Source organism: Streptacidiphilus sp. MAP12-33 (assembly GCF_041261265.1).
GTDB lineage: Bacteria > Actinomycetota > Actinomycetes > Streptomycetales > Streptomycetaceae > Streptacidiphilus.
In genome coordinates this window covers 41,198-60,902 of the sequence record NZ_JBGCCA010000052.1, presented here as the reverse complement: position 1 = coordinate 60,902, position 19,705 = coordinate 41,198, and the positions used below count along the sequence as shown (strand labels likewise).

General features: G+C 73.4%; 20 protein-coding genes. 12 read left to right on the top strand and 8 right to left on the bottom strand.

The genetic code is table 11. From position 1 onward, the window contains the following. Positions 1 to 120: 120 nt before the first annotated feature. Entirely contained in the window at positions 121 to 1,164 is a 1,044-nt protein-coding gene (locus tag ABH931_RS36720; protein ID WP_370123607.1) for an agmatine/peptidylarginine deiminase, read from the top strand. 81 nt (positions 1,165 to 1,245) lie between these two features. On the opposite strand, the gene ABH931_RS36715 is transcribed toward ABH931_RS36720, so the two are convergent. Continuing rightward, a complete protein-coding gene (locus tag ABH931_RS36715; RefSeq protein WP_370123604.1) occupies positions 1,246 to 1,566 on the bottom strand; it encodes an antibiotic biosynthesis monooxygenase in 321 nt (106 codons plus the stop codon). A gap of 99 nt (positions 1,567 to 1,665) precedes the next feature. Here ABH931_RS36715 and pyrE point away from each other — a divergent pair, with 99 nt between their 5' ends. Both pyrE and ABH931_RS36705 read left to right on the top strand, forming a co-directional pair. Further along, positions 1,666 to 2,199 (top strand): orotate phosphoribosyltransferase, encoded by a 534-nt coding sequence (pyrE, locus tag ABH931_RS36710; protein WP_370123601.1) that lies wholly within the window; start codon positions 1,666 to 1,668, stop codon positions 2,197 to 2,199. A 46-nt stretch (positions 2,200 to 2,245) separates the two neighbouring features. Next, positions 2,246 to 2,863, top strand: coding sequence for a hypothetical protein (locus tag ABH931_RS36705; protein WP_370123598.1), 618 nt, complete (start codon positions 2,246 to 2,248; stop codon positions 2,861 to 2,863). 24 nt (positions 2,864 to 2,887) lie between these two features. On the opposite strand, the gene ABH931_RS36700 is transcribed toward ABH931_RS36705, so the two are convergent. After that, the gene (locus ABH931_RS36700; protein ID WP_370123595.1) at positions 2,888 to 3,292 is read right to left on the bottom strand and encodes a hypothetical protein; all 405 of its coding nucleotides are present in this window, start codon (positions 3,290 to 3,292) and stop codon (positions 2,888 to 2,890) included. A 259-nt stretch (positions 3,293 to 3,551) separates the two neighbouring features. Between ABH931_RS36700 and ABH931_RS36695 the strand changes: the two genes are divergently transcribed. The 3 genes from ABH931_RS36695 (at position 3,552) to ABH931_RS36685 (ending at position 6,654) form a co-directional block, all read left to right on the top strand. Beyond that, the gene (locus ABH931_RS36695; RefSeq protein ID WP_370123592.1) at positions 3,552 to 4,469 is read left to right on the top strand and encodes a glycoside hydrolase domain-containing protein; all 918 of its coding nucleotides are present in this window, start codon (positions 3,552 to 3,554) and stop codon (positions 4,467 to 4,469) included. A 72-nt stretch (positions 4,470 to 4,541) separates the two neighbouring features. Continuing rightward, positions 4,542 to 5,144 (top strand): TetR family transcriptional regulator C-terminal domain-containing protein, encoded by a 603-nt coding sequence (locus tag ABH931_RS36690; RefSeq protein ID WP_370123589.1) that lies wholly within the window; start codon positions 4,542 to 4,544, stop codon positions 5,142 to 5,144. A gap of 268 nt (positions 5,145 to 5,412) precedes the next feature. Beyond that, positions 5,413 to 6,654, top strand: a complete 1,242-nt coding sequence (locus tag ABH931_RS36685; protein WP_370123586.1) for a DUF4328 domain-containing protein — start codon at positions 5,413 to 5,415, stop codon at positions 6,652 to 6,654. 15 nt (positions 6,655 to 6,669) lie between these two features. On the opposite strand, the gene ABH931_RS36680 is transcribed toward ABH931_RS36685, so the two are convergent. After that, complete coding sequence (locus tag ABH931_RS36680; RefSeq protein ID WP_370123583.1) at positions 6,670 to 8,442, bottom strand: hypothetical protein; 1,773 nt, start codon at positions 8,440 to 8,442, stop codon at positions 6,670 to 6,672. A gap of 275 nt (positions 8,443 to 8,717) precedes the next feature. On the opposite strand from ABH931_RS36680, the gene ABH931_RS36675 reads away from it, so the two are divergent. Both ABH931_RS36675 and ABH931_RS36670 read left to right on the top strand, forming a co-directional pair. Continuing rightward, on the top strand, positions 8,718 to 9,746 hold the full coding sequence (locus tag ABH931_RS36675; RefSeq protein WP_370123580.1) for a helix-turn-helix transcriptional regulator: 1,029 nt from the start codon (positions 8,718 to 8,720) through the stop codon (positions 9,744 to 9,746). Between the two features lie 9 nt (positions 9,747 to 9,755). Next, positions 9,756 to 10,253, top strand: a complete 498-nt coding sequence (locus ABH931_RS36670) for a MarR family winged helix-turn-helix transcriptional regulator (protein WP_370123577.1) — start codon at positions 9,756 to 9,758, stop codon at positions 10,251 to 10,253. Positions 10,254 to 10,473: 220 nt separating this feature from the next. Here the strand turns inward: ABH931_RS36670 and ABH931_RS36665 are convergent, their stop codons facing one another. Both ABH931_RS36665 and ABH931_RS36660 read right to left on the bottom strand, forming a co-directional pair. After that, positions 10,474 to 10,953, bottom strand: a complete 480-nt coding sequence (locus tag ABH931_RS36665; RefSeq protein WP_370123575.1) for a methylated-DNA--[protein]-cysteine S-methyltransferase — start codon at positions 10,951 to 10,953, stop codon at positions 10,474 to 10,476. Further along, positions 10,953 to 12,467 (bottom strand): AlkA N-terminal domain-containing protein, encoded by a 1,515-nt coding sequence (locus ABH931_RS36660; RefSeq protein WP_370123624.1) that lies wholly within the window; start codon positions 12,465 to 12,467, stop codon positions 10,953 to 10,955. Before ABH931_RS36660 ends, ABH931_RS36665 begins: the two co-directional genes overlap by 1 nt. 204 nt (positions 12,468 to 12,671) lie before the next feature. Between ABH931_RS36660 and ABH931_RS36655 the strand changes: the two genes are divergently transcribed. Further along, positions 12,672 to 13,157 (top strand): rhodanese-like domain-containing protein, encoded by a 486-nt coding sequence (locus tag ABH931_RS36655; protein WP_370123574.1) that lies wholly within the window; start codon positions 12,672 to 12,674, stop codon positions 13,155 to 13,157. Positions 13,158 to 13,180: 23 nt separating this feature from the next. Here the strand turns inward: ABH931_RS36655 and ABH931_RS36650 are convergent, their stop codons facing one another. The 3 genes from ABH931_RS36650 to ABH931_RS36640 all read right to left on the bottom strand — a co-directional run bounded on the left by ABH931_RS36650 (position 13,181) and on the right by ABH931_RS36640 (position 16,546). Then, positions 13,181 to 13,819 carry a DUF4230 domain-containing protein gene (locus ABH931_RS36650; protein ID WP_370123571.1) on the bottom strand — a complete coding sequence of 213 codons (639 nt, stop codon included), beginning with the start codon at positions 13,817 to 13,819 and terminating at the stop codon, positions 13,181 to 13,183. 119 nt (positions 13,820 to 13,938) lie between these two features. Continuing rightward, positions 13,939 to 15,027, bottom strand: coding sequence for a ribosome small subunit-dependent GTPase A (rsgA, locus tag ABH931_RS36645; protein ID WP_370123568.1), 1,089 nt, complete (start codon positions 15,025 to 15,027; stop codon positions 13,939 to 13,941). 346 nt (positions 15,028 to 15,373) lie between these two features. Continuing rightward, positions 15,374 to 16,546 carry a YihY/virulence factor BrkB family protein gene (locus tag ABH931_RS36640; protein WP_370123565.1) on the bottom strand — a complete coding sequence of 391 codons (1,173 nt, stop codon included), beginning with the start codon at positions 16,544 to 16,546 and terminating at the stop codon, positions 15,374 to 15,376. 533 nt (positions 16,547 to 17,079) lie between these two features. Between ABH931_RS36640 and ABH931_RS36635 the strand changes: the two genes are divergently transcribed. Genes ABH931_RS36635 through ABH931_RS36625 form a run of 3 tightly spaced genes read left to right on the top strand, consistent with a single transcriptional unit; the run spans position 17,080 to position 19,665 of the window. After that, a complete protein-coding gene (locus ABH931_RS36635; RefSeq protein ID WP_370123563.1) occupies positions 17,080 to 18,768 on the top strand; it encodes a nitrite/sulfite reductase in 1,689 nt (562 codons plus the stop codon). Continuing rightward, positions 18,765 to 18,944: a hypothetical protein gene (locus ABH931_RS36630; protein ID WP_370123560.1), complete on the top strand. Its 180-nt coding sequence runs from the start codon at positions 18,765 to 18,767 to the stop codon at positions 18,942 to 18,944. Before ABH931_RS36635 ends, ABH931_RS36630 begins: the two co-directional genes overlap by 4 nt. Next, positions 18,934 to 19,665, top strand: coding sequence for a phosphoadenylyl-sulfate reductase (locus ABH931_RS36625; protein ID WP_370123557.1), 732 nt, complete (start codon positions 18,934 to 18,936; stop codon positions 19,663 to 19,665). The genes ABH931_RS36630 and ABH931_RS36625 overlap by 11 nt, the downstream gene beginning before the upstream one ends. Positions 19,666 to 19,705 lie beyond the last annotated feature (40 nt).

Genomic DNA, 19,705 nt, shown 5'->3' with positions numbered 1-19,705 from the left:
CAACGCGACCACCGGCCTGGTCACCCTCGACGGAGACCCCCTGCACTCCCACCCCGCCGAGACGGTCTCCCTCAGCCGCCTCTACTTCCTCTGATTCCTCTGATCAGGAGCCGCACCCTCATGAGCGCCACCCCCACCCCCGCCTCCCTCGGCTGGTCCATGCCCGCCGAGTGGACCGCCCACGACCGCACCTGGATGGCCTTCCCGACCTCCAACGAGACCTTCGCCGGCGAGGAGCTCCACCTCGCCCGCCAGGCCTGGGCGAACGTGGCCAACACGATCGTCCGATACGAGCCGGTGACACTGGTCGTCAACACCGCCGAGGCGGAGGCCGCGCGCGGCTACGTCGCCGCCGAGGTCGAGATCGTCGAGCGCCCGCTGGACGACGCGTGGATGCGCGACATCGGCCCCACCTTCCTCACCGACGGCAAGGGCGGTCTGGCGGCCGCCGACTGGATCTTCAACGGCTGGGGTGCCCAGGAGTGGGCCAGCTGGGAGAACGACCAGCACATCGCCGAGCACGTCGTGGAGCTGACGGGCGTCCAGCGCTTCGCCTCCCGCCTGATCAACGAGGGCGGCGGCATCCACGTCGACGGCGAGGGCACCGTCCTGCTGACCGACACCGTCCAGCTGGGCGAGGGCCGCAACAGCGACTGGACCCGTGAGGAGGTCGAGGCCGAGATCCACGCCTTCCTCGGCACCACCAAGGCGATCTGGGTCCCGCGCGGCCTCACCCGCGACTACCAGCGCTTCGGCACCCGCGGCCACATCGACATCGTCGCGGCGTTCCTGCGCCCGGGCACGGTCGTGGTCCACAGCCAGCCGGACCCGCAGCACCCGGACCACGAGGTCACCAAGGAGATCGCCGCCCTGCTCCGCGCGTCCACCGACGCCAAGGGCCGCGCCCTGGAGGTCATCGAACTCCAGGCCCCGACCGTCCTGTTCGAGGAGGACGGTGAGCCGGTCGACTACTCCTACATCAATCACTACCTCTGCAACGGCGCGGTCGTCCTGTGCGGCTTCGACGACCCGCGCGACCAGGCGGCGGCCGAGGTCTTCGCCCGGATCTTCCCCGACCGCAAGGTCGAACTCGTCGACGCCCGCGAGATCTTCGCCAACGGCGGCGGCATCCACTGCATCACGCAGCAGCAGCCCAAGCCGTAGCCGGCCCCGGCCTGAGCGCCGAACCTGCCCCTGGTCGAGCCCTGTCGCACGCGATCCCCGCCTGCGGCGGGGCTCGACCCGTCACGGCGGCGGAGTGCCCGGCTCCGTGGTGATCCACTCGGCGACCACGTCGTAGACGGTGAACTCGGCGTCGGGGTCGATGTCGTGGAAGAGATGAGGCGCCGCCTCGCCCTCGGCGGAGGCGCGCATCGCGTCGAGGGCAGCCTGGTCGCGCCAGAGGGTCTGGATGCGCCAGTGGCGGCCCGGGCCGCGCAGCAGCTCGCTCTGGATCAGGCCGTCGGGCAGCGGCCGCGCGAGCAGACGGCGGTAGGTGTCGAGCAGACGGCGCTCGTGCTCCGGGGCGACGTCCGCGTTGACCTCGGCCATTACCCAACCGGTCATGAGCAACCCCTTGCCGCGCGTTCCCCTCCCGCCACGCTAGGCCCGGCACGCCGCATCCGCCCGACGGGACCGGGACGGGCGCTGCCACAATGATCGTCCGTGACCCACTCCGATCTCGCGCGCCGCATCCACGCCGTCTCCCACCTCACCGGGCGGTTCACGCTCCGCTCCGGCCGCACGGCCACCGAGTACTTCGACAAGTACCGGTTCGAGGCCGACCCCGTCCTGCTCGACGAGATCGCACGCCGGATGGCACCGCTCGTGCCGGACGGTACCGAGGTGCTCGCCGGGCTGGAGATGGGCGGCATCCCCGTGGTGACCGCACTCGGGCGGCACACCGGGCTGCCGTGTGCGTTCGTGCGCAAGGAGGCCAAGGCCTACGGGACGTGCCGCCTGGCCGAGGGCGCGGAGGTCGCGGGGCGACGCGTGCTGGTCGTGGAGGACGTCGTCACCAGCGGTGGGCAGATCGTGCTGTCGACCGCGGACCTGCGGGGGCTCGGCGCCACCGTCCGAGAGGCACTGTGCGTGATCGACCGCGAGCAGGGCGGGGCCGAGGCGCTCGCCGAGGCGGGCATCCGGCTGCTGTCGCTGCTCACGGCCGACGACCTGAGGACGGCCGCCGAGCCGCAGTGATCATCGGGGCCACTACGCTCTCCCCGACCAACGGGGAGGAACTTGCATGAGCGCCACGACCGCCGAAGCCGCCGCCGAGACCACCGCCAGCCCGCTCTGGGCCCGGGTGGTGACCAGGGGGCTGGACCCGCAGAACATCATCGTCGGGGTGCTGCTGCTGGTGGGCGCGGTGCGGCACGGGTGGGGCGGTGCCGGGTGGGCGCTGTTCGCGGCGTTCTTCGCCGGGGTGGTGCCGCAAGGGATGATCAAGCTCGGGGTGCGGCGCGGACGGCTCGGCGACCGGTACGTGGGTGACCGGGCCAAGCGGGCCAAGGTGCTGCCGCTGGTGGGCACGTCGGTCCTGGTCGGGCTGGTGCTGATGGCACTGCTGGGCGCGCCGCGGGAGCTGGTGGCGATGATCCTGGCCATGCTCGCGACGCTGGTGCCCGTTCTGGGCATCACCGCCGGGCTGCGCTGGAAGGTGTCGATCCACACCGCCGCGTCGGCCGGGGCCGTGGCGATGCTGGCGCTCGCGCTCGGCGTCTGGTGGCTGACCGGCTACGCCGTCGTCGCGCTGATCGGCCGGTCCCGGGTGCGGCTCGGCGACCACACCGCCGCGCAGACGCTCGTGGGCGCGCTCGTCGGCGCCGTGACCGCCGGGGCGGTCTTCTGGGCCTGCCGCTGAGCGCGCCCCGGGCGCGGGGACCCGTCAGCCGGTCGCGGACCAGGTCGGCAGGTCCGACGGGAAGTTGGTCGGGAAGTCGGTCGGCAGCGAGGTCGGCAGATCGCTGGCGGACAGGCCCGAGGGGAGGAGGTCCGTCGGCAGGGCCGTCGGGAAGTCGCTGGCGACCTTCTTCAGTGCCGTCTGCGCTGCCTCGGCGGTGAGCTTGGCGAAGGTGACCGCGTCGATGCCGGCGCACTCCGAGGGCCGGACGGTCGGCGGCGTGGCGACGGAGGTGCCCGCGCCCTCCAGCACCTTGACGAGCGCGTCCTCGCAGGACGCCGTACTGCCCGCGGACGGGCTGCCGGAGGACCCGCTGGAGGAGCAGGCAGAGAGGCCGAGGACAGCGGCGGCTGTGGCCGCCGCGAGGGCGGCGATGGTGACGGAACGCATGTGGATCCCCCTGGTTGATCGTTCTCCTACAAGCCTGCCACCGTAGCGGACCGTGCCGACAGGCCTGCTCCCGACCTGTGGCGACGCCGTGACGAAGCTGTGGCCGACGGCCCTCCGGCGTGCCTCCACACGCCCCCAACGTGCCTCCAGTGCCCACTTGGTGAGGGATGTTCCGGGTGGCCGGCCCACCCCCGTGCGGGGGCCGATACGCTGGCGGTGCACGATCAACCGGCTGTCGGCGGAGGGGCGGGACGGGCGTATGGGCGCGACGGGGATCGACATCGCCTGGGACCGGCCCTCGATCGCCGAGATCAAGGCGACGGGCGCGACGTGGGTCGCCCGCTACTTCTCCCCCGACACCACCAAGAACCTCACCGCCGCCGAGGTCACCGACTACCGCGCGGCCGGTCTCGGGCTGGTGACGGTCTGGGAGGGCGCCGCCGCACGGGCACTGGACGGACGGGCGGCCGGGATCGGCGACGCCCGGGCGGCGTGGGCCCAGCGCGCGGCCGTCGGGCTGCCGGACACGACGGTGGTCCACTTCGCCGTCGACACCGACACCGACTGGCCGTCCGTGGCGGCCTACTTCGAGGGCGCGCAGTCCGTCCTCAGTGCGGCCCGGACGGGTGTCTACGGCGGTCTGCGGGTGATCGAGGGCGCCCACGCCGCAGGCCTGCGCTACCTGTGGCAGACGGTCGCCTGGTCCGGCGGCGTCTGGTCGCCCTACGCGACGATCCGCCAGCCGGGCGGCACGACGCTGAACGGCGGCGCCGACTACGACACCGCCGAGGCCGCCGACTTCGGCCAGTACCCGCGGCCCGCGCCACCGAGCCCGAAGCCCAGCTACCTGGAGGAAGAGTTGCTCGCCTACCTGCCCCCACTCGCGGCCGACACCGACGCCGACATCCCCGTCGAGCCCGCGGGCACGCTGACCACGCCGGCCGGCGGCGCCCGCAACGGTCCGCTCTGGCTCTGCCTGGCCGCGCAGGGCGCGGACGGCACGGTCGCGGTCTCCCTGCACAGCACCACGGGCTGGTCCGCACCGACCGACCACGCGGTGACGGTAGCGGGCGGCAAGCTGGTGCTCTCCCTGCCCACGAACGGCTCCGTCGACATCGTCCGCCTCCACCCGACGGTGCCGCTGCTGGGCTATCTCACCGGGCGGCAGGTGGCCTGACCGCCGGGTCGCCCGCGCTGGTGCTTTACTGGTCCTCGCCGGTTTGAACAGCATTCGAAGCGAGGAGCAGGAGTGGCCCGAGCGCCGTCCGCGCGACGTCCGGCGAAGCCCCGGGAGGAGGTCTTCGCCACGGCGATGGCCGCCATCGCCCGCCAGGGCCTGGCCGGGGTGACCATGGCCGCGCTGGGCCGGGAGCTCGGCATGAGCGGCGGCCACCTGCTCTACTACTTCGGCAGCAAGGACCAGCTGCTGCTGGAGACGCTGCGCTGGAGCGAGTCGCAACTGGGCGAGCGCCGCCGCGCGCTCCTCGCGGGCGCCGCACCGGCGGCGGACCGGCTGCGCGCCTTCGCCGCCCTCTACCTGCCCACCGGCCCCGGCGACCCGCGCTGGACGCTCTGGGTCGAGGTCTGGGGCCGTTCGCAGGCGAGCGAGGAGATCCGGGCCGGCCAGGTGGAGATCGAGGCTGTGTGGCGCGAGGACCTGGTCACCCTGCTGCGCGAGGGCCTGGGCGCGGGCGAGTTCCGCGAGGTCGAGCCGGAGCGCTTCGCCGTCAGGCTCGGCGCCCTGCTGGACGGCTTCGGCACCCCGATCGTGGTCGGCCTGCCCGGCGCGGGCCGGGAGGTCGCGCTCGGCCACGTCGAGGAGTACCTGCGCGAGGCGTTGCTCGCGGGCTGACGGGCGAGTGCGGGTGCGATGTGCGGGTGCGATGCGGGTCCGATGTGACGCCGGTCATGCCGCGCGGCGACCAGAGCCACGCAAAAGGGGCTTGAGCGCGCACGGAACCATCGGCACGAGCAGGGTGATTCGGTCCACCTCGGGCCGACGCTGGATGGTTCGCACACGAAGGCCATCTCTGAACACATGGACGACTGTCGGCCGCATCGCATACCATCGGCCGCCAGCCGCGCGGCGAGGAGCGCGGATCCAGTCAAGGGGATCTCCCGTGCTCTGCCCGTCCTGTTCCGCGGCCGCGCTCGACGCGTACGGTCGTTGCCCGCACTGCGGCTACTCCGCCGCTCCGCCGGCCCCGTCGTACGCGGCCTACTACCCGCAGCCGGCGCTCGTCACACCGACCGCCCCGGCCGGCATCGGGCTCGCCGCGCAGATCCTGATCGCCGTGTGCGGCCTGATCGCCGTCGTCGCCTTCGGCACCGACCTCTGGGCCTACAGCTCGGCGCAGCACTCGCTGGACACGGGCACCTACACGGACCCCCTCGCCAGGGCCGCGCTCGCCTCGGCCTTCAACGGGATCGGCAGCCTGCTGGACCTCGCCGCCGGCGTCGTCTTCATCATCTGGTTCTACAAGTCGGCGGCGCTCGCCCGGATCCTGGCCCCCGGCCAGCAGGCGCTCGCGCCGGGCTGGGCGGTCGGCGGCTGGTTCATCCCGCTCGCGTACTGGGTCCTGCCGCGGATCGTCGCCGGTGGCATCTGGCGCGCGGCGATCCCGCTGGGCGCCGAGCCGACCGGCCGCAAGCCCCGCACCCACCTGGTGACCTGGTGGTGGCTCACCTTCATCGTCGGCCAGCAGCTGCTGGCGTTCTCGGTCGGCAACATCGCGGTCGACAGCTACTCCACGTCGGGCGGGCTGGCGTTCGTCTTCGGCCTCGGCGGCGTCGTCGGCCTGTGCCGCATCGCGTCGGCGGTGCTGGGCATCATCATGATCCGCAAGCTGACCTCGATGCAGCAGATCCGCATCCTGCAGGGCCCGGGCACCGGCCACCCCTACGCCGCGCCCACCGCTCCGCTGGGCGTGCCGTACGCGGCGTACGCCGACCCGTCGGCGGCCTACGGCTACCCCGGCACCGTCCCCGCTCCCGCGCCGATGCCCGGGTACGTCCCGGCGCCGACGCAGCCGCAGGACGCCCCGCCGGCGCCCGCGACGTACCAGGCGAGCGTGCCCCCGCAGGCGCCGGTCCCGGTCCCGACGCAGGTGGCCCCGGTGGAGACTGCCCCGACGCAGGTGGCCCAGCCGGAGGACGCGGCGCCGCAGGACGCGGTGCCCGTGGAGGTTCCCACCGCCGTGATCCCGCGCCAGGCGGAGGAGCACTCCACGGTGATCCTCACGCCCGTCCCGGCGCAGCGCGACGGTGACAGCGACAGCCCGCTGCCGGAGCCGACCGTCCCCACGTCCGCCACGGACGCGGACGCGAGCACCCCCACGGAGAACGGCCCGAAGGACGCCTGAGCGGCGTCCGTCGCCTCAGTCCTCCCAGATCGCCGCGGCCGTCCGGTCACCCGAGTGACCGGACGCCCGCGCCTGGATCTGCCGGAGGAAGTCGACACCCCCCGGGGCATGCGGCTGGGACCAGTGCTCCGCCAGCAGCGCGGCGACGGCGGGTTCGGTGCGCAACGGCGTCGCGAGACCGTCCGTGCAGACCATCAGCACGTCGCCCGGTTCGGGCACGACGGCGCGGAACCGGAAGAGCCCCTGCGGCCCGCCGGACCCGTCGCCCTCCTCGGGGACGGGCGTGAGCCGACGCCCCGCGTAGGCGTCGTACCAGGCGTCGTCCCCGAGCAGCATCAGCGCGCCAGGCCCGGTGCCGAAGCCGGCCCGGAGCCGGTTGGTCGGGTCCAGCGGCGCGAGCACGGCGTGGACCGCGCCCTCCGTTCCCAGTACGCGCGCGGCGCGCGCGGTCAGCCGCTGCAGTCCGAAGCGCAGGCGCTCCTGCGCGCCCTGACGCAGGTCGGCCAGCAGGCCCGCGCGACTGCGCCCCACGGAGGCGGCCAGCAGCCGCGCCGCCTCCCCCGCGCCGCGGCCCGAGGCCACCACGACCACCATCAGCCCGTCGGCGGCCTCGCCGAACCGCGCGGCCACGAGCCGGTCCCGACGCGGCACGCCGAGCGCGCGGGCCTCCTCGCCCCGCACGGTCCCGGCGCGGAGCGTCATGCTGCCGTGCCGTGCGAGCTCCAAGGCGGTGTCGGGCACCAAAGCGCCGAGATCATCCGGGTCGGCCTCGGGCAACGCGTCCGGCTCCGGCAAGGGCTCCCCGGCCGCGGGCCGGCTCCGCCCCCACCGCAACGCCGCCCCGTCCGGCAGCGTCGGCACCGGCACATGCGGCGGCTGCCCCAAACCGTTCCGCCCCGCCCCAGCCGCCCGCGCCTCACGCGAAGCCGCGCCCGGCTCCGGCGGCGCCACCTGCGGCGCGGAAGCGCCGGACGAGGCCGGTAGGCCTTCGGTCGGCGATGTCGGGGGCTCGGCCGGAGCGAAGGCGCGGACGGGCCCGAAGGCATCGGCGTCGAGCGGCTCGGCGCGCGAAGCCACGCCCGGCGCGGGCGGCACCCCGTCCGGCACAGAAGCGTCGGATGCGCCCGAAGGGCTGACGCCTTCGCCCGGCGAAGCCGGTGCAGAGGGGCGGACCAGCCCGAAAGCGTCGGCGGCCGGCTGCGCGGCGCGCGAAGCCCCGGCCCGCGCCGGCGGCACCCCGTCCGACGCCGAGGGGTCGGAGGCCGCCAACAGGTCCTCACCCACGCCCGGCGCAGCCGGGCTCGTGGCCGCGGCCTCGGTCGGCGCGGGCGGCGGGGGGCTCGTGAGGTCGAGTGTCGGCGGGTCGGGCGCGGTGGCCGCCGGGGGCGGAGGCTCATCGGCTGGAACGGGCGGGCGGGTGGTGTCCGGGGGCCAGGCCAGGACGTCCGGATCCAGGTCGAGGTCCGGCAGGGGGCGCGGAGCGCCGACGCGGGGATCGGGGACGCGCGGCGGCGGTGGGACGGACGGGATGGGCGGCAGGTCCGGGACGGTGTCGTCCATCGGGGCGCGTGGCGCCGGGGGTGCGCTCGGTGGCGCCGTCTCGCCCATCGCGCCGAGCGCCGACGCGAACCAGTCGTCCACCGTGCCCGTACTCGGTCGGTACCGCGCCTCCCGCTCGGCCGGACCGTAGACGGCGTCCCACCAGGCGTCCTCCGCCGCAGCCGCAGGGCCCGCACCTCTGGGGCCGCCCGGCCCGCTCGGCACGGCCGGTTCGCCTGGCTCGCTCATGGTGCTGCCGCCTCCGTCCTGACCGCCGGGATGGACGCCATTGTCCACGCGCGAAGCCCGCCGAGGCCGGGAACCGGCGAATCAGAACACGTCCGGAGCAAGCGAACGAAGGTTTCCGGACAATCAGTCGAAGCGGCGTTCCGATCCCCGACTACCGGCCGACCGGCAAGCCGAGGCATGATGATCGTTGCGCGCGCACGCATAGGCGTCACGTGAGCGCAGTGAGCGAAGGACCTCGGGCGAAGGGCCTCGAGCGAAGGACGGTGGGAGGCAGGGTGCTGGAATTCGTCGGGCTCGACGAACGCGCCGAGCTGGTCTACCGGGCACTGCTCTCCTTCGGTGCCGTGACACCGGACGCGCTCGGCGAGCGGCTGTCGCTCAATCCGTGCCTGGTCCAGCAGTCCCTGACGGAACTGGAGGCCAACGGCCTGGCTGCGGCGTCCGCCTCGCTGCCCGACCACTACGTCGCCGCGCCGCCGGGCGTCGCTCTCGCTCCGGCGCTGTCGCAGCGGCGGCACGAACTGCAGGAGGCCGAGCGCGTCGTCGAAATGCTCGCCGACGAGTACCGCCGCACCGGCGCGGCGAGCTCCGGGGCGGCCGACCTGGTCGAGGTCGTCTCCGGCGTCTCCGCCCTGCGCCACCGGTTCGAGCAGATCCAGCTCGGCACCGAGCGGGAGCTGCTGGCGCTCGTCACCGAGGCCCCGGTGGCCGTCCGCCCGGAGGAGAACGGTGCGGAGGACATCGTCGTCGCCCGGGGCGTGGTCCACCGCACGGTGCTGTCGCGCGACCGCCTCGCCGACGGACCCGTCATGGAGGCGCTGGCGCTCGCGCTGGAGCGCGGCCAGCAGGTCCGCGTCGCCGAGCAGGTGCCGACGAAGCTGGTCGTGTCCGACCGGCGGCTGGCCATGGTGCCGCTGCTCGCGCTCGGCACTCCCGGCGAACCGGCCGCCCTGCTGGTGCGCGCCCCGGGACTGCTGGAGGCGCTGATCGGACTGTTCGAACAGTGCTGGCAGTCGGCGTACCCGGTGCGGTTCGCCGCCGACGGGGTGGTGGGGCTCGACGGGCCGGCCGGTCTCGTCGGGCCCGGCGGGCTGGAGGTGGCGGAGGACCGGCCCGATCCGGTGGACCTCCAGATCCTCTCGCTGCTGCTCACCGGGCTGACCGACGCCAGCGTCGCCAAGCAGCTCGACCTCGGTCTGCGCACCGTCCAGCGGCGCGTCCAACGGCTGATGACGCTGACGGGAGTCAGCACCCGCCTGCAGCTGGGCTGGCACGCGTACGAGCGGGGCTGGGTCGCCCGTTAGGCTTCCCGCATGCCAGAACCTGTCGATCATGCCGATCCGCTGACTCCGGCGCCAGGTCAGGTGGCGACGGCCCAGGTCCAGCGCCTCACCGACGCGGTGACGCGGCTGCGCCGCGCGCTGCGGAGCAGCATCCGCACGGACTACCCGTGGGAGGCCCTGCCGATGGCGCAGGTCGAGCTCCTGCAGACGCTCGCCGCGACGGGCCCGCTGCGCGTCGGCGAGCTGGCCGCGCGTCAGCGGCTCGCACCGAACACCGTCAGCGGGCTGGTCGGCCGGCTGCTGGAGTCGGGCTTCGTGGACCGCCAGAACGACCCGGGCGACCGCCGGACGGCCCGGATCGGCCTGACCGACGCGGGCCATCGTCAGCTGGGTGACTGGCAGCGCGCCCACGAGCGCCGGCTGGCCGCAGCGCTCGCAACGCTCGCTCCTGCGGAGAGCACCGCGGTCCTGAACGCCATCCCGGGCCTGGAACGTCTGGCGACAGCGCTCGGCGAGGAAGCCGGCTAGGGGCGCGAGGCTCTGCTGATCAGCGGCTCCGCCGCGGGGCGCGAGAAACCCACCCGAGGCGGATGGCCCTGCACGTGGAGGACCATCTGCTCATCGGAGGGGGCACCTCCGGCCGAAGGCTGGGGAGTCTCGCGCCCCCGCAGGGGGTACCTCCCGGCCGCAGGGAGGAGCTGCTGATCAGCAGAGCCCCGCGCCCCTGGATGGTGCGACTGACCAGGGGTCAGCTTCCTTCGAGGCCCAGCAGGGCCTGCTTCGCCTCGATGCCCGCCGCGAAGCCCGTCAGTGAGCCGTCGCTGCCGAGGACGCGGTGGCACGGCCGCAGGATGAGCAGCGGGTTCGCGCCGACCGCGCCCGCGACCGCGCGGACGGAGGTCGGCGGGAGGCCCGCGGCGAGCGTCAGCTCCTTGTAGGTGACCGTCGCGCCGAAGGGGATGTCGTCCAGCGCGCGCCAGACCCGCTGCCGGAACTCCGTGCCGGCCGGCGCGAGCTCCAGCACGAACTCCTTGCGGGTGCCCGCGAAGTACTCGCCGAGCTGGGTGACTGCGTCGGCGAAGGTCTCCGGGTCGCGGGTCCAGGCGGGATCCGGCTCGACCGTGCGGCCCTTCTGGACCGGCGCGTAGACGGACGTGAGCCGCCCCTCCTCGTCGGCGGTGAGCTGAAGGCGGCCCAGCGGGGAGTCCATGGTCGTGTAACGCGTCATCACTTGCTCACCTTCGAATGCGAAGAGGACGTCCGGTTGGTGGCTGCCGTCGGCGCGGCCTCGCCCGCCGCGACCCAGAGGTGGTGGACCGCATACGAGCGCCACGGGCGCCACGCCTCGGTCGCGGGCTCGGCCTCCAGGCCGGCCGCGCGCAGGCCGTGGCGGACGCCGAGGTCGGTCGGCAGGTAGGCGTCGGGGTCGGCCAGGGCGCGCATGCGCACGTAGCTGACGGTCCAGGGGCCGATGCCCGGCAGGGCGAGCAGGGCCGCGCCCGCCGCGTCGCGGTCCACGCCCGGGTCGAGGCGGACGCTGCCGTCCGCCAGCGCCGCGCACAGGCCGCGCAGGGCGCGTTGGCGTGCGGCGGGCATGGCGAGATCGGCCGGGTCGGCCTCGGCGAGGCTCGCCACCGAGGGGAACAGGTGGGTGAGCCCGCCACTCGCCTCGGGCAGGGGCGCGCCGTAGCGGGCGGCGAGGCGTCCGGCCAGGGTGCGGGCCGCCGCGACGGTGACCTGCTGGCCGAGGACCGCCCGCACCGCGAGCTCGTGGGCGTCGACGTGCCCGGGCGAGCGCAGGCCGGGACGCTTGGTGACGAGCGGGCCGAGCCACGGGTCCGCGCCGAGCACCTCGGCGACCGCGTCCGGATCGGCGTCGAGGTCGAACAGTGCGCGCAGCCGCTGGACGGCGGCCGTCAGGTCGCGGACGTTGCCGAGCCGGACGCGGGCGTCGAGCCAGCCCTGCGGCTTCGAGGGCTCGTCGACCTCCGCGACGGCCGGGCCGCCGGGCAGCGCGAGCGTCCGGCGGTAGGTGCGGACCGCCGTGGGCCCGGTCCCGGCGCGCGGGACGACCTCCTCGACGCCGGGCACCGCGCGCAGCGCCAGGAAGTCGAAGACGGCGGCCGCCTCGAACGGCTGACGGTGGGCCAGTCGCAGCGGGATGACACCCTGGACGACGGTGCGGCGGCCCTGGCGGGTGCGCAGCTCCGTCGGGGTCATCGCGTAGACCTCCCGGATGGTGTCGTTGAACTGCCGCACGCTCGCGAATCCGGCCGCGAAGGCGACCTCGGTCGCCCCCAGGTCGGTCGTCTGCAGCAGTACGCGTGCCGTCTGGGCGCGCTGGCTGCGGGCGAGCGCGAGCGGTCCGGCGCCGAGTTCGGCGTGGAGCTCGCGGGCGAGGTGGCGTTCGCTGTAGCCGAGGCGGGCGGCCAGACCGGCGACACCGTCGCGGTCGACGACGCCGTCGGCGATCAGGCGCATCGCGCGGCCGACGAGGTCGGCGCGCAGGTTCCACTCGGGCGAGCCGGGGGCCGCCTCCGGACGGCAGCGCCGGCAGGCGCGGAAGCCGGCGGCCTGGGCGGCCGCGGCGGTCGGGTAGAAGTCGACGTTCTCTCGTTTGGGGGTTCTGGCGGGGCAGCTGGGTCGGCAGTAGATGCCGGTGGTCCGCACGGCCGTGTAGAACACTCCGTCGAGACGGGCGTCCTTGCTGCTCACCGCCCGGTAGCAGGCGTCTTCGTGCATCCTCACGTCCTCCAGTCTGCGGCATCGCGGGGCGAGTGACTGGCGGGAATCGGACATGGCAGTGGCAGCACCCGGGCGTGGCGGGATCTTCACGTTCAGGGGCGTTCGCGCCACTCGTGGCGAAGATCGCCCGACCGACAGAATCGAGGTGCCGCCGGGGGAACCGGCAGCGAAGCGAAGAAACGACCAGGGACGAGGACCACGATGACGACCACCGACGCCACCGCCGCCACCAGCGCCGTCCTGAGCGTCCCCGCCGCCGACCCGGCCGTCGCCGCCGCCCACTACGCCGCCCGCCTCGCCTTCGAGGCCGACGTCTCCGACGTCCACGCCGACCTCGCGGCCGGCGTCCGGGGCGTCGTCGTGGTCGACTCCCGCAGCGACGCGGCCTGGGCCCAGGGCCACCTCCCCGGCGCGCTGCACATCCCCACCGCCCGTATCGCCGAGCTCGCCCCGACGCTGGTCGCCCCCGGCACGACGGTCGTCACCTACTGCTGGGGACCGGGCTGCAACGGCGCCACCCGCGCCGCACTCGCCTTCGCCCGGCTCGGCTACTCCGTCAAGGAGATGATCGGCGGCTTCGAGTACTGGGTCCGCGAGGGCTTCGCCTTCGAGTCGGCCAAGGGCACGGAGCAGCGCCCGATCGACGACCTCACCGCTCCGCGCTCCGGCATCTCCTGCGCCTGCTGACTGCTCCGGGGTGGCTCAGCGGTTCAGTGGTAGGCGACGGTGACGGTCGTGAAGCCGAGGGACTTGAGCAGGCCCTGGAGCATCTGCGTGGTGTTCTGCTGCGCCCGTGCGGTCAGCCCGCTTCCCGTGGCGGCCGCCTGGATCCGGTTCACCGCGACCACGTTGAGCTGCTGCTGGTCGCCGGGGTTGCCGCTGAAGAACTGGCCGATCCGGTCGAAGAGTCCGCGCTCCTGCGCGACGACGTAGGAGTGCTTGACGTCCAGCGCGGCGGAGGCGAGTTGGGCGTGCGGCAGCGTGAGGGTGGCGCTGCGGCGGTCGGACGAGACGGACACCTGGGCCTTGCCGAGGTCCACGTAGGCGTCGACGCTGCCCTCGGCGACGTAGAGGGTGCGGTTGCCGAGCAGCGCGGACGGCAGGAAGCGCGCCTCCTTGTCGAGGTCGACGACGACCTGGAAGTTGCCCGCCGCGGCGTCGTAGCGGCTCATGTTCTGCACGGACTGGAGCACGGCCGGTCCGCTGCGGTCGACGGTCTGCTCGCCGAAGGGGTTGGGCAACCCCGGCAGCCAGTCGAACCGCGCGGCGGCCAGGAACAGGGCCACGATCACGGCGAAGGTCAGCGGAACGCTCACGTACCAGGGAACGCGACGGCGGTTCTCGGCCACGGTCCGACCCCTCTCCTCCCCGGGACGCGCGGGCCGCGTCCCCGGAAGGCTCCTACCCAGCTTGGCCCGCCCGCGACGGGCGGGCGGGCCACAACCCGGTCACCAGTGCAACAGTCCTGTCACACCCGATGGTTGGCGTGGCGACCTTGACCCCGCTCACCCCAGTGACGGTCCCGCTCGATGCGCGCCCGGCGGGCCTCGGCGCGCAGGCGGGCGTCGGCGCGAGAGGCCATCCACCGGTTCTCGCGCTCGAGCTTGCGGTAGCTCTCCAGCCGCCGGAACGACAACTCACCGTCGTCCAGCGCCTGCTGGACCGCGCAGCCCGGCTCGCCGAGATGACCGCAGTCCGCGAAGCGGCAGTCGGCGGCGAGCCGGTCGATGTCGGCGAAGACCTGCTGCAGACCGCCGGCCGCGTCCATGACGCCGACCCCGCGCAGGCCCGGGGTGTCGATGAGGACCCCGCGTCCGCCCGGCAGTGGCAGCAGCTCGCGCGTGGTCGTGGTGTGCCGGCCCTTGCCGTCGACGCCGATGGCGCGCACGTCCATCGCGTCCGCGCCGACGAGCGCGTTGGCCAGCGTGGACTTGCCGACCCCCGACTGTCCGACCAGCACAGTCCCCTCGCCGAGGACGGCACGCAACTCGGCGAGGCCCTCACGCTCGGTCGCGCTGACGGCGTGGACGGGGACGTCGGGCGCGATCCGCTCGATGTCCCCGCGGATGAGGTCGGCGTCGGGGGCGAGGTCGGCCTTGGTGAGCGCGACGACGGGCGCGGCACCGCTCTCCCACGCGAGCGCGAGGAAGCGCTCGACGCGGCCGAGGTCCGGCTCGACGGCGAGCGAGACGGCGACGACCACGGTGTCGACGTTCGCCGCCAGCACCTGCCCGAGGGAGCGGCGCGACGCGCCGCCCCGGATCACCGCGGTGCGCCGCGGCAGCAGGGCGCGCACCTGCGCCCCGACCTCGGCGGCACCGTCGGCGACGACGGCCCAGTCGCCCGTGCAGACGATCCGGACCGGATCGCGGGGGGTGACCAGGGCGGTGTCGGCACGCAGCGTGCCGCGGGGTGTGACGACGTCACACAGGCCACGGTCGACACGCGCGACCCGGCCGGGAATCAGGCCCTGCGCCGCGTAGGGCGCGAAGGCGGACTGCCAGTCCTCGTCCCAGCCGTAGCGGGAGAGGTCAACGAAGGCAGAGGGAGATGACAAGAGAAGCCCTTCGAGGGGTGAAAGCGGAGACGTTCGACTGCTGCGGGCACAGAACGGTGTTCATCGCTTCCTCACCTCCTCTGGACTTCACTGGTGTGTGGAACGCTACCGCCGACGGTCACCCACGCGCCAAGGGATTTACCCTCAGGGGCGCGAGGAACGGCGCGACAGGCCACCGAGGGCTTCGGATCCCGAACGAGCGGGGCCATCCGCACGCCGTGGTTGTTCGCGCCCACGCAGGGGGCACCTCCCGGCCGAAGGCTGGGGGAGCAGCCGCAAATCGGCAGAGCTCCGCGCCCCTGGCGGCTGCGCCGCCTGAGGGCTGCGCCGCCTGAGGGCTGCGCCGCTACTCCCGGTCGAAGGGTGACGGGTAGCGGCGTTTGCGCGCGCCCTTGGACTGGATGCGGCCGCGGACGTCCTTCGGGGGCAGGAAGTCCGCCCAGCGTTCCGGGTACTCGGCCGGGGTCTCGGACTCGCCCTCCGCGCCGGAGGCCGGCGGGTTCGCCGCCCGGTTGCGGGTCGCGGAGCGGCGGGCCTCGGCGCGCCGTATGACCTCCAGGGCCTCCTCCTCGCGGGCCTTCTCGTTCTCCGCGCGCGCCTGCGCGGTCTCCCGGGTGGGCCACATGCGGTCGATCGCGGCGTTCACCGCCGCGCCGATCAGCACGGCCAGGGCGATCACGCCGATCCACAGCAGCACCGCGATCGGCGCGGCGAGCGAGCCGTAGACGGTCGGGCCCTCCACCGAGTGCACGAGATACAGCCGCAGGAAGATGCTGCACACGAAGAAGACGAACAGCGCCACTATCGCGCCGGGCACGTCCTCCTTCCACGCCGTCCGGACCGGCACGGCCACGTGGTAGAGCGTGGTCATGAAGCAGACCGAGAGCAGGATCGCGCCGGGCCAGTAGAGGATGTGCACGACGTCGGCGGTGGCGGGGAACCAGTGCACGATCTGGTCGGGGCCCGCGATGACGAGCGGGCCGATCACCGTGCCGGCGATCAGCGCGACGATGTAGAGGCCGAGCGAGAGCAGCCGGGTGTGGACGATGCCGCGCTGGTCCTCCAGCCCGTACATGATCGTCACCGTGTCGACGAAGACGTAGAGCGCCCGCGAGCCGGACCACAGGGCGAACAGGAAGCCGATCGAGATCAGGTCGGGGCGACCGTTGCGGAAGACGCTGTCGAGCAGCGGCTGGACGGTCTGGTGCACCGAGCTGGGGGTCAGGAAGGTGCCCGCGGCCCGCAGGATGTCCGCCTCCAGCTTGGCGATCACGCTGTGGCTGAGGTAGCCGAGCGTGCCCGCGATGCTCAGCAGCAGGGGCGGCACCGACATCAGGGTGAAGAAGGCCACCTCGGCGGCGAGTCCGGTGACCCGGTACTCGACGCAGGTGTTCGTGGTGTCCTTGATCAGCTTCCAGGCGATGGCCCGGTGCCACCCGTGCGGCCGACGGCGGTTGGCACGCCGCATACCGTGGGCGCGATGCCTGGCCTTCGGGGTGGGTTCGCCTGCTGGTTGCACAGGGCAAACCTATCGGCCTGCGGCGTACTCTCCGATCCTGGGAACCCGGCGTGCCCGCCGTTCCGACCCGCCGCGTGCGATACCGCCGCCCGAGCGATATTCCACATAATGGATGGTCGCGTCTTGCAGATCGGAATAGCAGGCCCGATCGCGACCCCCCGGCCCTCCCGTCGCACCGGCCTCGCCCGGAAATCCCAGCCTGCGGGACAGTTTTGTCCAGATACCGGATGGTGCTGGACTGCGAAAAGTTCGGCGTGCGACGCTTCTGCCATGTCTGGTGCCGGAACTGCCCTGGTCGGTCGACTTCACGTCGACCTCGGCCGCATGTCCAGCGCCATCTGTCCGGTGACCTGATACCCCTGCCGCCCCCACCGACAGCAAGCCCGACGCACCGCCCGCCGCCGCGCGGAACGCGTCGCCCCAGGCCGGGTCGCCGCCGCGACTGCACGCACCCTCGTGCAGGTCAGCGCCGCAGCACCGGTCCGGGACCAGCACCGCTCAGGCCCCGAACCAACTGCCGAAGGACGCACCTCATGGCCGCCACCCCCGCCTCCTCCACGCCGAAGCGCAAGGTGACCCGCCACCGCGGCGAGGGCCAGTGGGCTGCCGGTCACTTCACCCCGCTCAACGGCAACGAGCAGTTCAAGAAGGACGACGACGGTCTCAACGTGCGGACGCGGATCGAGACGATCTACGCCCACACCGGCTTCGCCGGCATCGACCCGAACGACCTGCGCGGCCGGATGCGCTGGTGGGGCCTGTACACGCAGCGCCGGCAGGGCATCGACGGCGGCAAGACCGCGATCCTGGAGCCGCACGAGCTCGAGGACGAGTACTTCATGCTGCGCGTCCGCATCGACGGCGGCGCGCTGACCGTCGCTCAGCTGCGGACCATCGGCGAGATCTCGCAGACCTACGCCCGCGGCACCGCCGACCTGACCGACCGGCAGAACATCCAGTACCACTGGATCCGGATCGAGGACATGCCGGTCATCTGGCAGAAGCTGGAGGCCGTCGGCCTGTCCACGACCGAGGCCTGCGGCGACTGCCCGCGTGTCATCCTCGGCTCGCCGGTCGCCGGTATCGCCGAGGACGAGATCATCGACGGCACCCCGGCGCTGGAGGAGATCCACCGCCGCGTCATCGGCAACCCGGACTTCTCCAACCTGCCGCGCAAGTTCAAGTCCGCGATCTCCGGCTCCCCGCTGCTGGACGTGGTCCACGAGATCAACGACATCGCCTTCGTCGGCGTCGAGCACCCCGAGCACGGCCCCGGCTTCGACCTCTGGGTCGGCGGCGGGCTGTCCACCAACCCGCGTCTGGGCGAGCGCCTGGGTGCCTGGGTTCCCCTGGACGAGGTCGCGGACGTCTACGTCGGCGTCATCTCGATCTTCCGCGACTACGGCTACCGCCGCCTGCGCAACCGCGCCCGCCTCAAGTTCCTGATGGCGGACTGGGGCCCGGCCAAGTTCCGTCAGGTGCTGGAGGACGAGTACCTGCACCGTGCGCTCGTCGACGGCCCGGCCCCGGCCGAGCCCGTCGAGCGCTGGCGCGACCACGTCGGCGTGCACCGGCAGCAGGACGGCAACTACTACGTCGGCTTCGCTCCGCGCGTCGGCCGCGTCGACGGCTCGCTGCTGACCAAGGTCGCCGACCTGGCCGCGCAGCACGGCTCGGACCGCCTGCGGACCACCGCCGAGCAGAAGATGATCGTGCTGGACGTGGCCGAGGACCAGGTCGACTCGCTCGTGGCGGGTCTGGAGGCGCTGGACCTGCACGTCAAGCCGTCCCCGTTCCGTCGCGGCACGATGGCCTGCACCGGCATCGAGTTCTGCAAGCTCGCCATCGTCGAGACCAAGGAGCGCGGCAAGACGCTCATCGAGGAGCTGGAGGCGCGCCTTCCGGAGTTCGACGAGCCGCTGACGATCAACATCAACGGCTGCCCGAACGCCTGCGCCCGCATCCAGGTCGCCGACATCGGCCTCAAGGGCCAGCTCGTCACCGACGAGAACGGCGAGCAGGTCGAGGGCTTCCAGGTGCACCTGGGCGGCGCGCTGGGCCTGGAGGCCGGGTTCGGCCGCAAGGTCCGCGGCCTGAAGGTGACCAAGGACGGTCTGCCCGACTACGTCGAGCGCGTGCTGCGCCGCTACCTGGACGACCGTCAGGACGGCGAGCGCTTCGCGCAGTGGACCACCCGGGCCAGTGAGGAGCAGCTCGCATGAGTGAGCGCGCCGCGCCGTTCTACTGCCCCTACTGCGGGGACGAGGACCTGCGCCCGAGCGAGTCCGGCGGGCACGGGGCCTGGGAATGCGCGTCCTGCCGCCGCGCGTTCGCGCTGAAGTTCCTGGGGCTGCTCAACGCCTCCACCACCGACGGGGGAAACGCAGATGAGCACTGAGACCGAGTCCGCGACCGGATCCGCTTACACCGCGGAGCAGTTGGAGGCGCTGGCCGCCACCGCCGCGGTGGAGCTGGAGAACGCCTCCGCGCAGGAGATCATGCGGTGGGCCGCCGAGACCTTCGGCCGGCGCCTCGCGGTGACCTCCTCGATGGAGGACGCCGTCGTCGCCCATCTGGCCTCGACCGCGCTGCCCGGCATCGACGTGATCTTCCTGGACACCGGCTACCACTTCGTCGAGACCATCGGCACCCGCGACGCGGTGGCGGCGACCATGCCGGTCAACGTCCTCACGTTGACGCCGCGTCAGTCCGTGGCCGAGCAGGACGCCGAGTACGGCGCCAGGCTCCACGACCGCGACCCCGACCTGTGCTGCAAGCTGCGCAAGGTCGAGCCGCTGAACCGGGGCCTGGCCGGCTACGACGCGTGGGCGACGGGCCTGCGCCGCGACGAGTCCCCCACCCGGGCGAACACCCCGATCGTGGCGTACGACCCGAAGCGGCAGAAGGTCAAGATCGCCCCGATCGCCCGCTGGACGCAGGAGGACGTGGACGCCTACGTCGCCGCCAACGGCATCCTGCTCAACCCGCTGCTCTTCGACGGCTACGCGTCGATCGGCTGCTCGCCCGAGTCCTGCACCCGCCGGGTGCAGGAGGGCGAGGACGCCCGCTCGGGGCGCTGGGCCGGCGCCGGCAAGACCGAGTGCGGCATCCACCTCTGACCTTCTCCCGACTCCGACCCCCATCACTGGAGCAGACCTT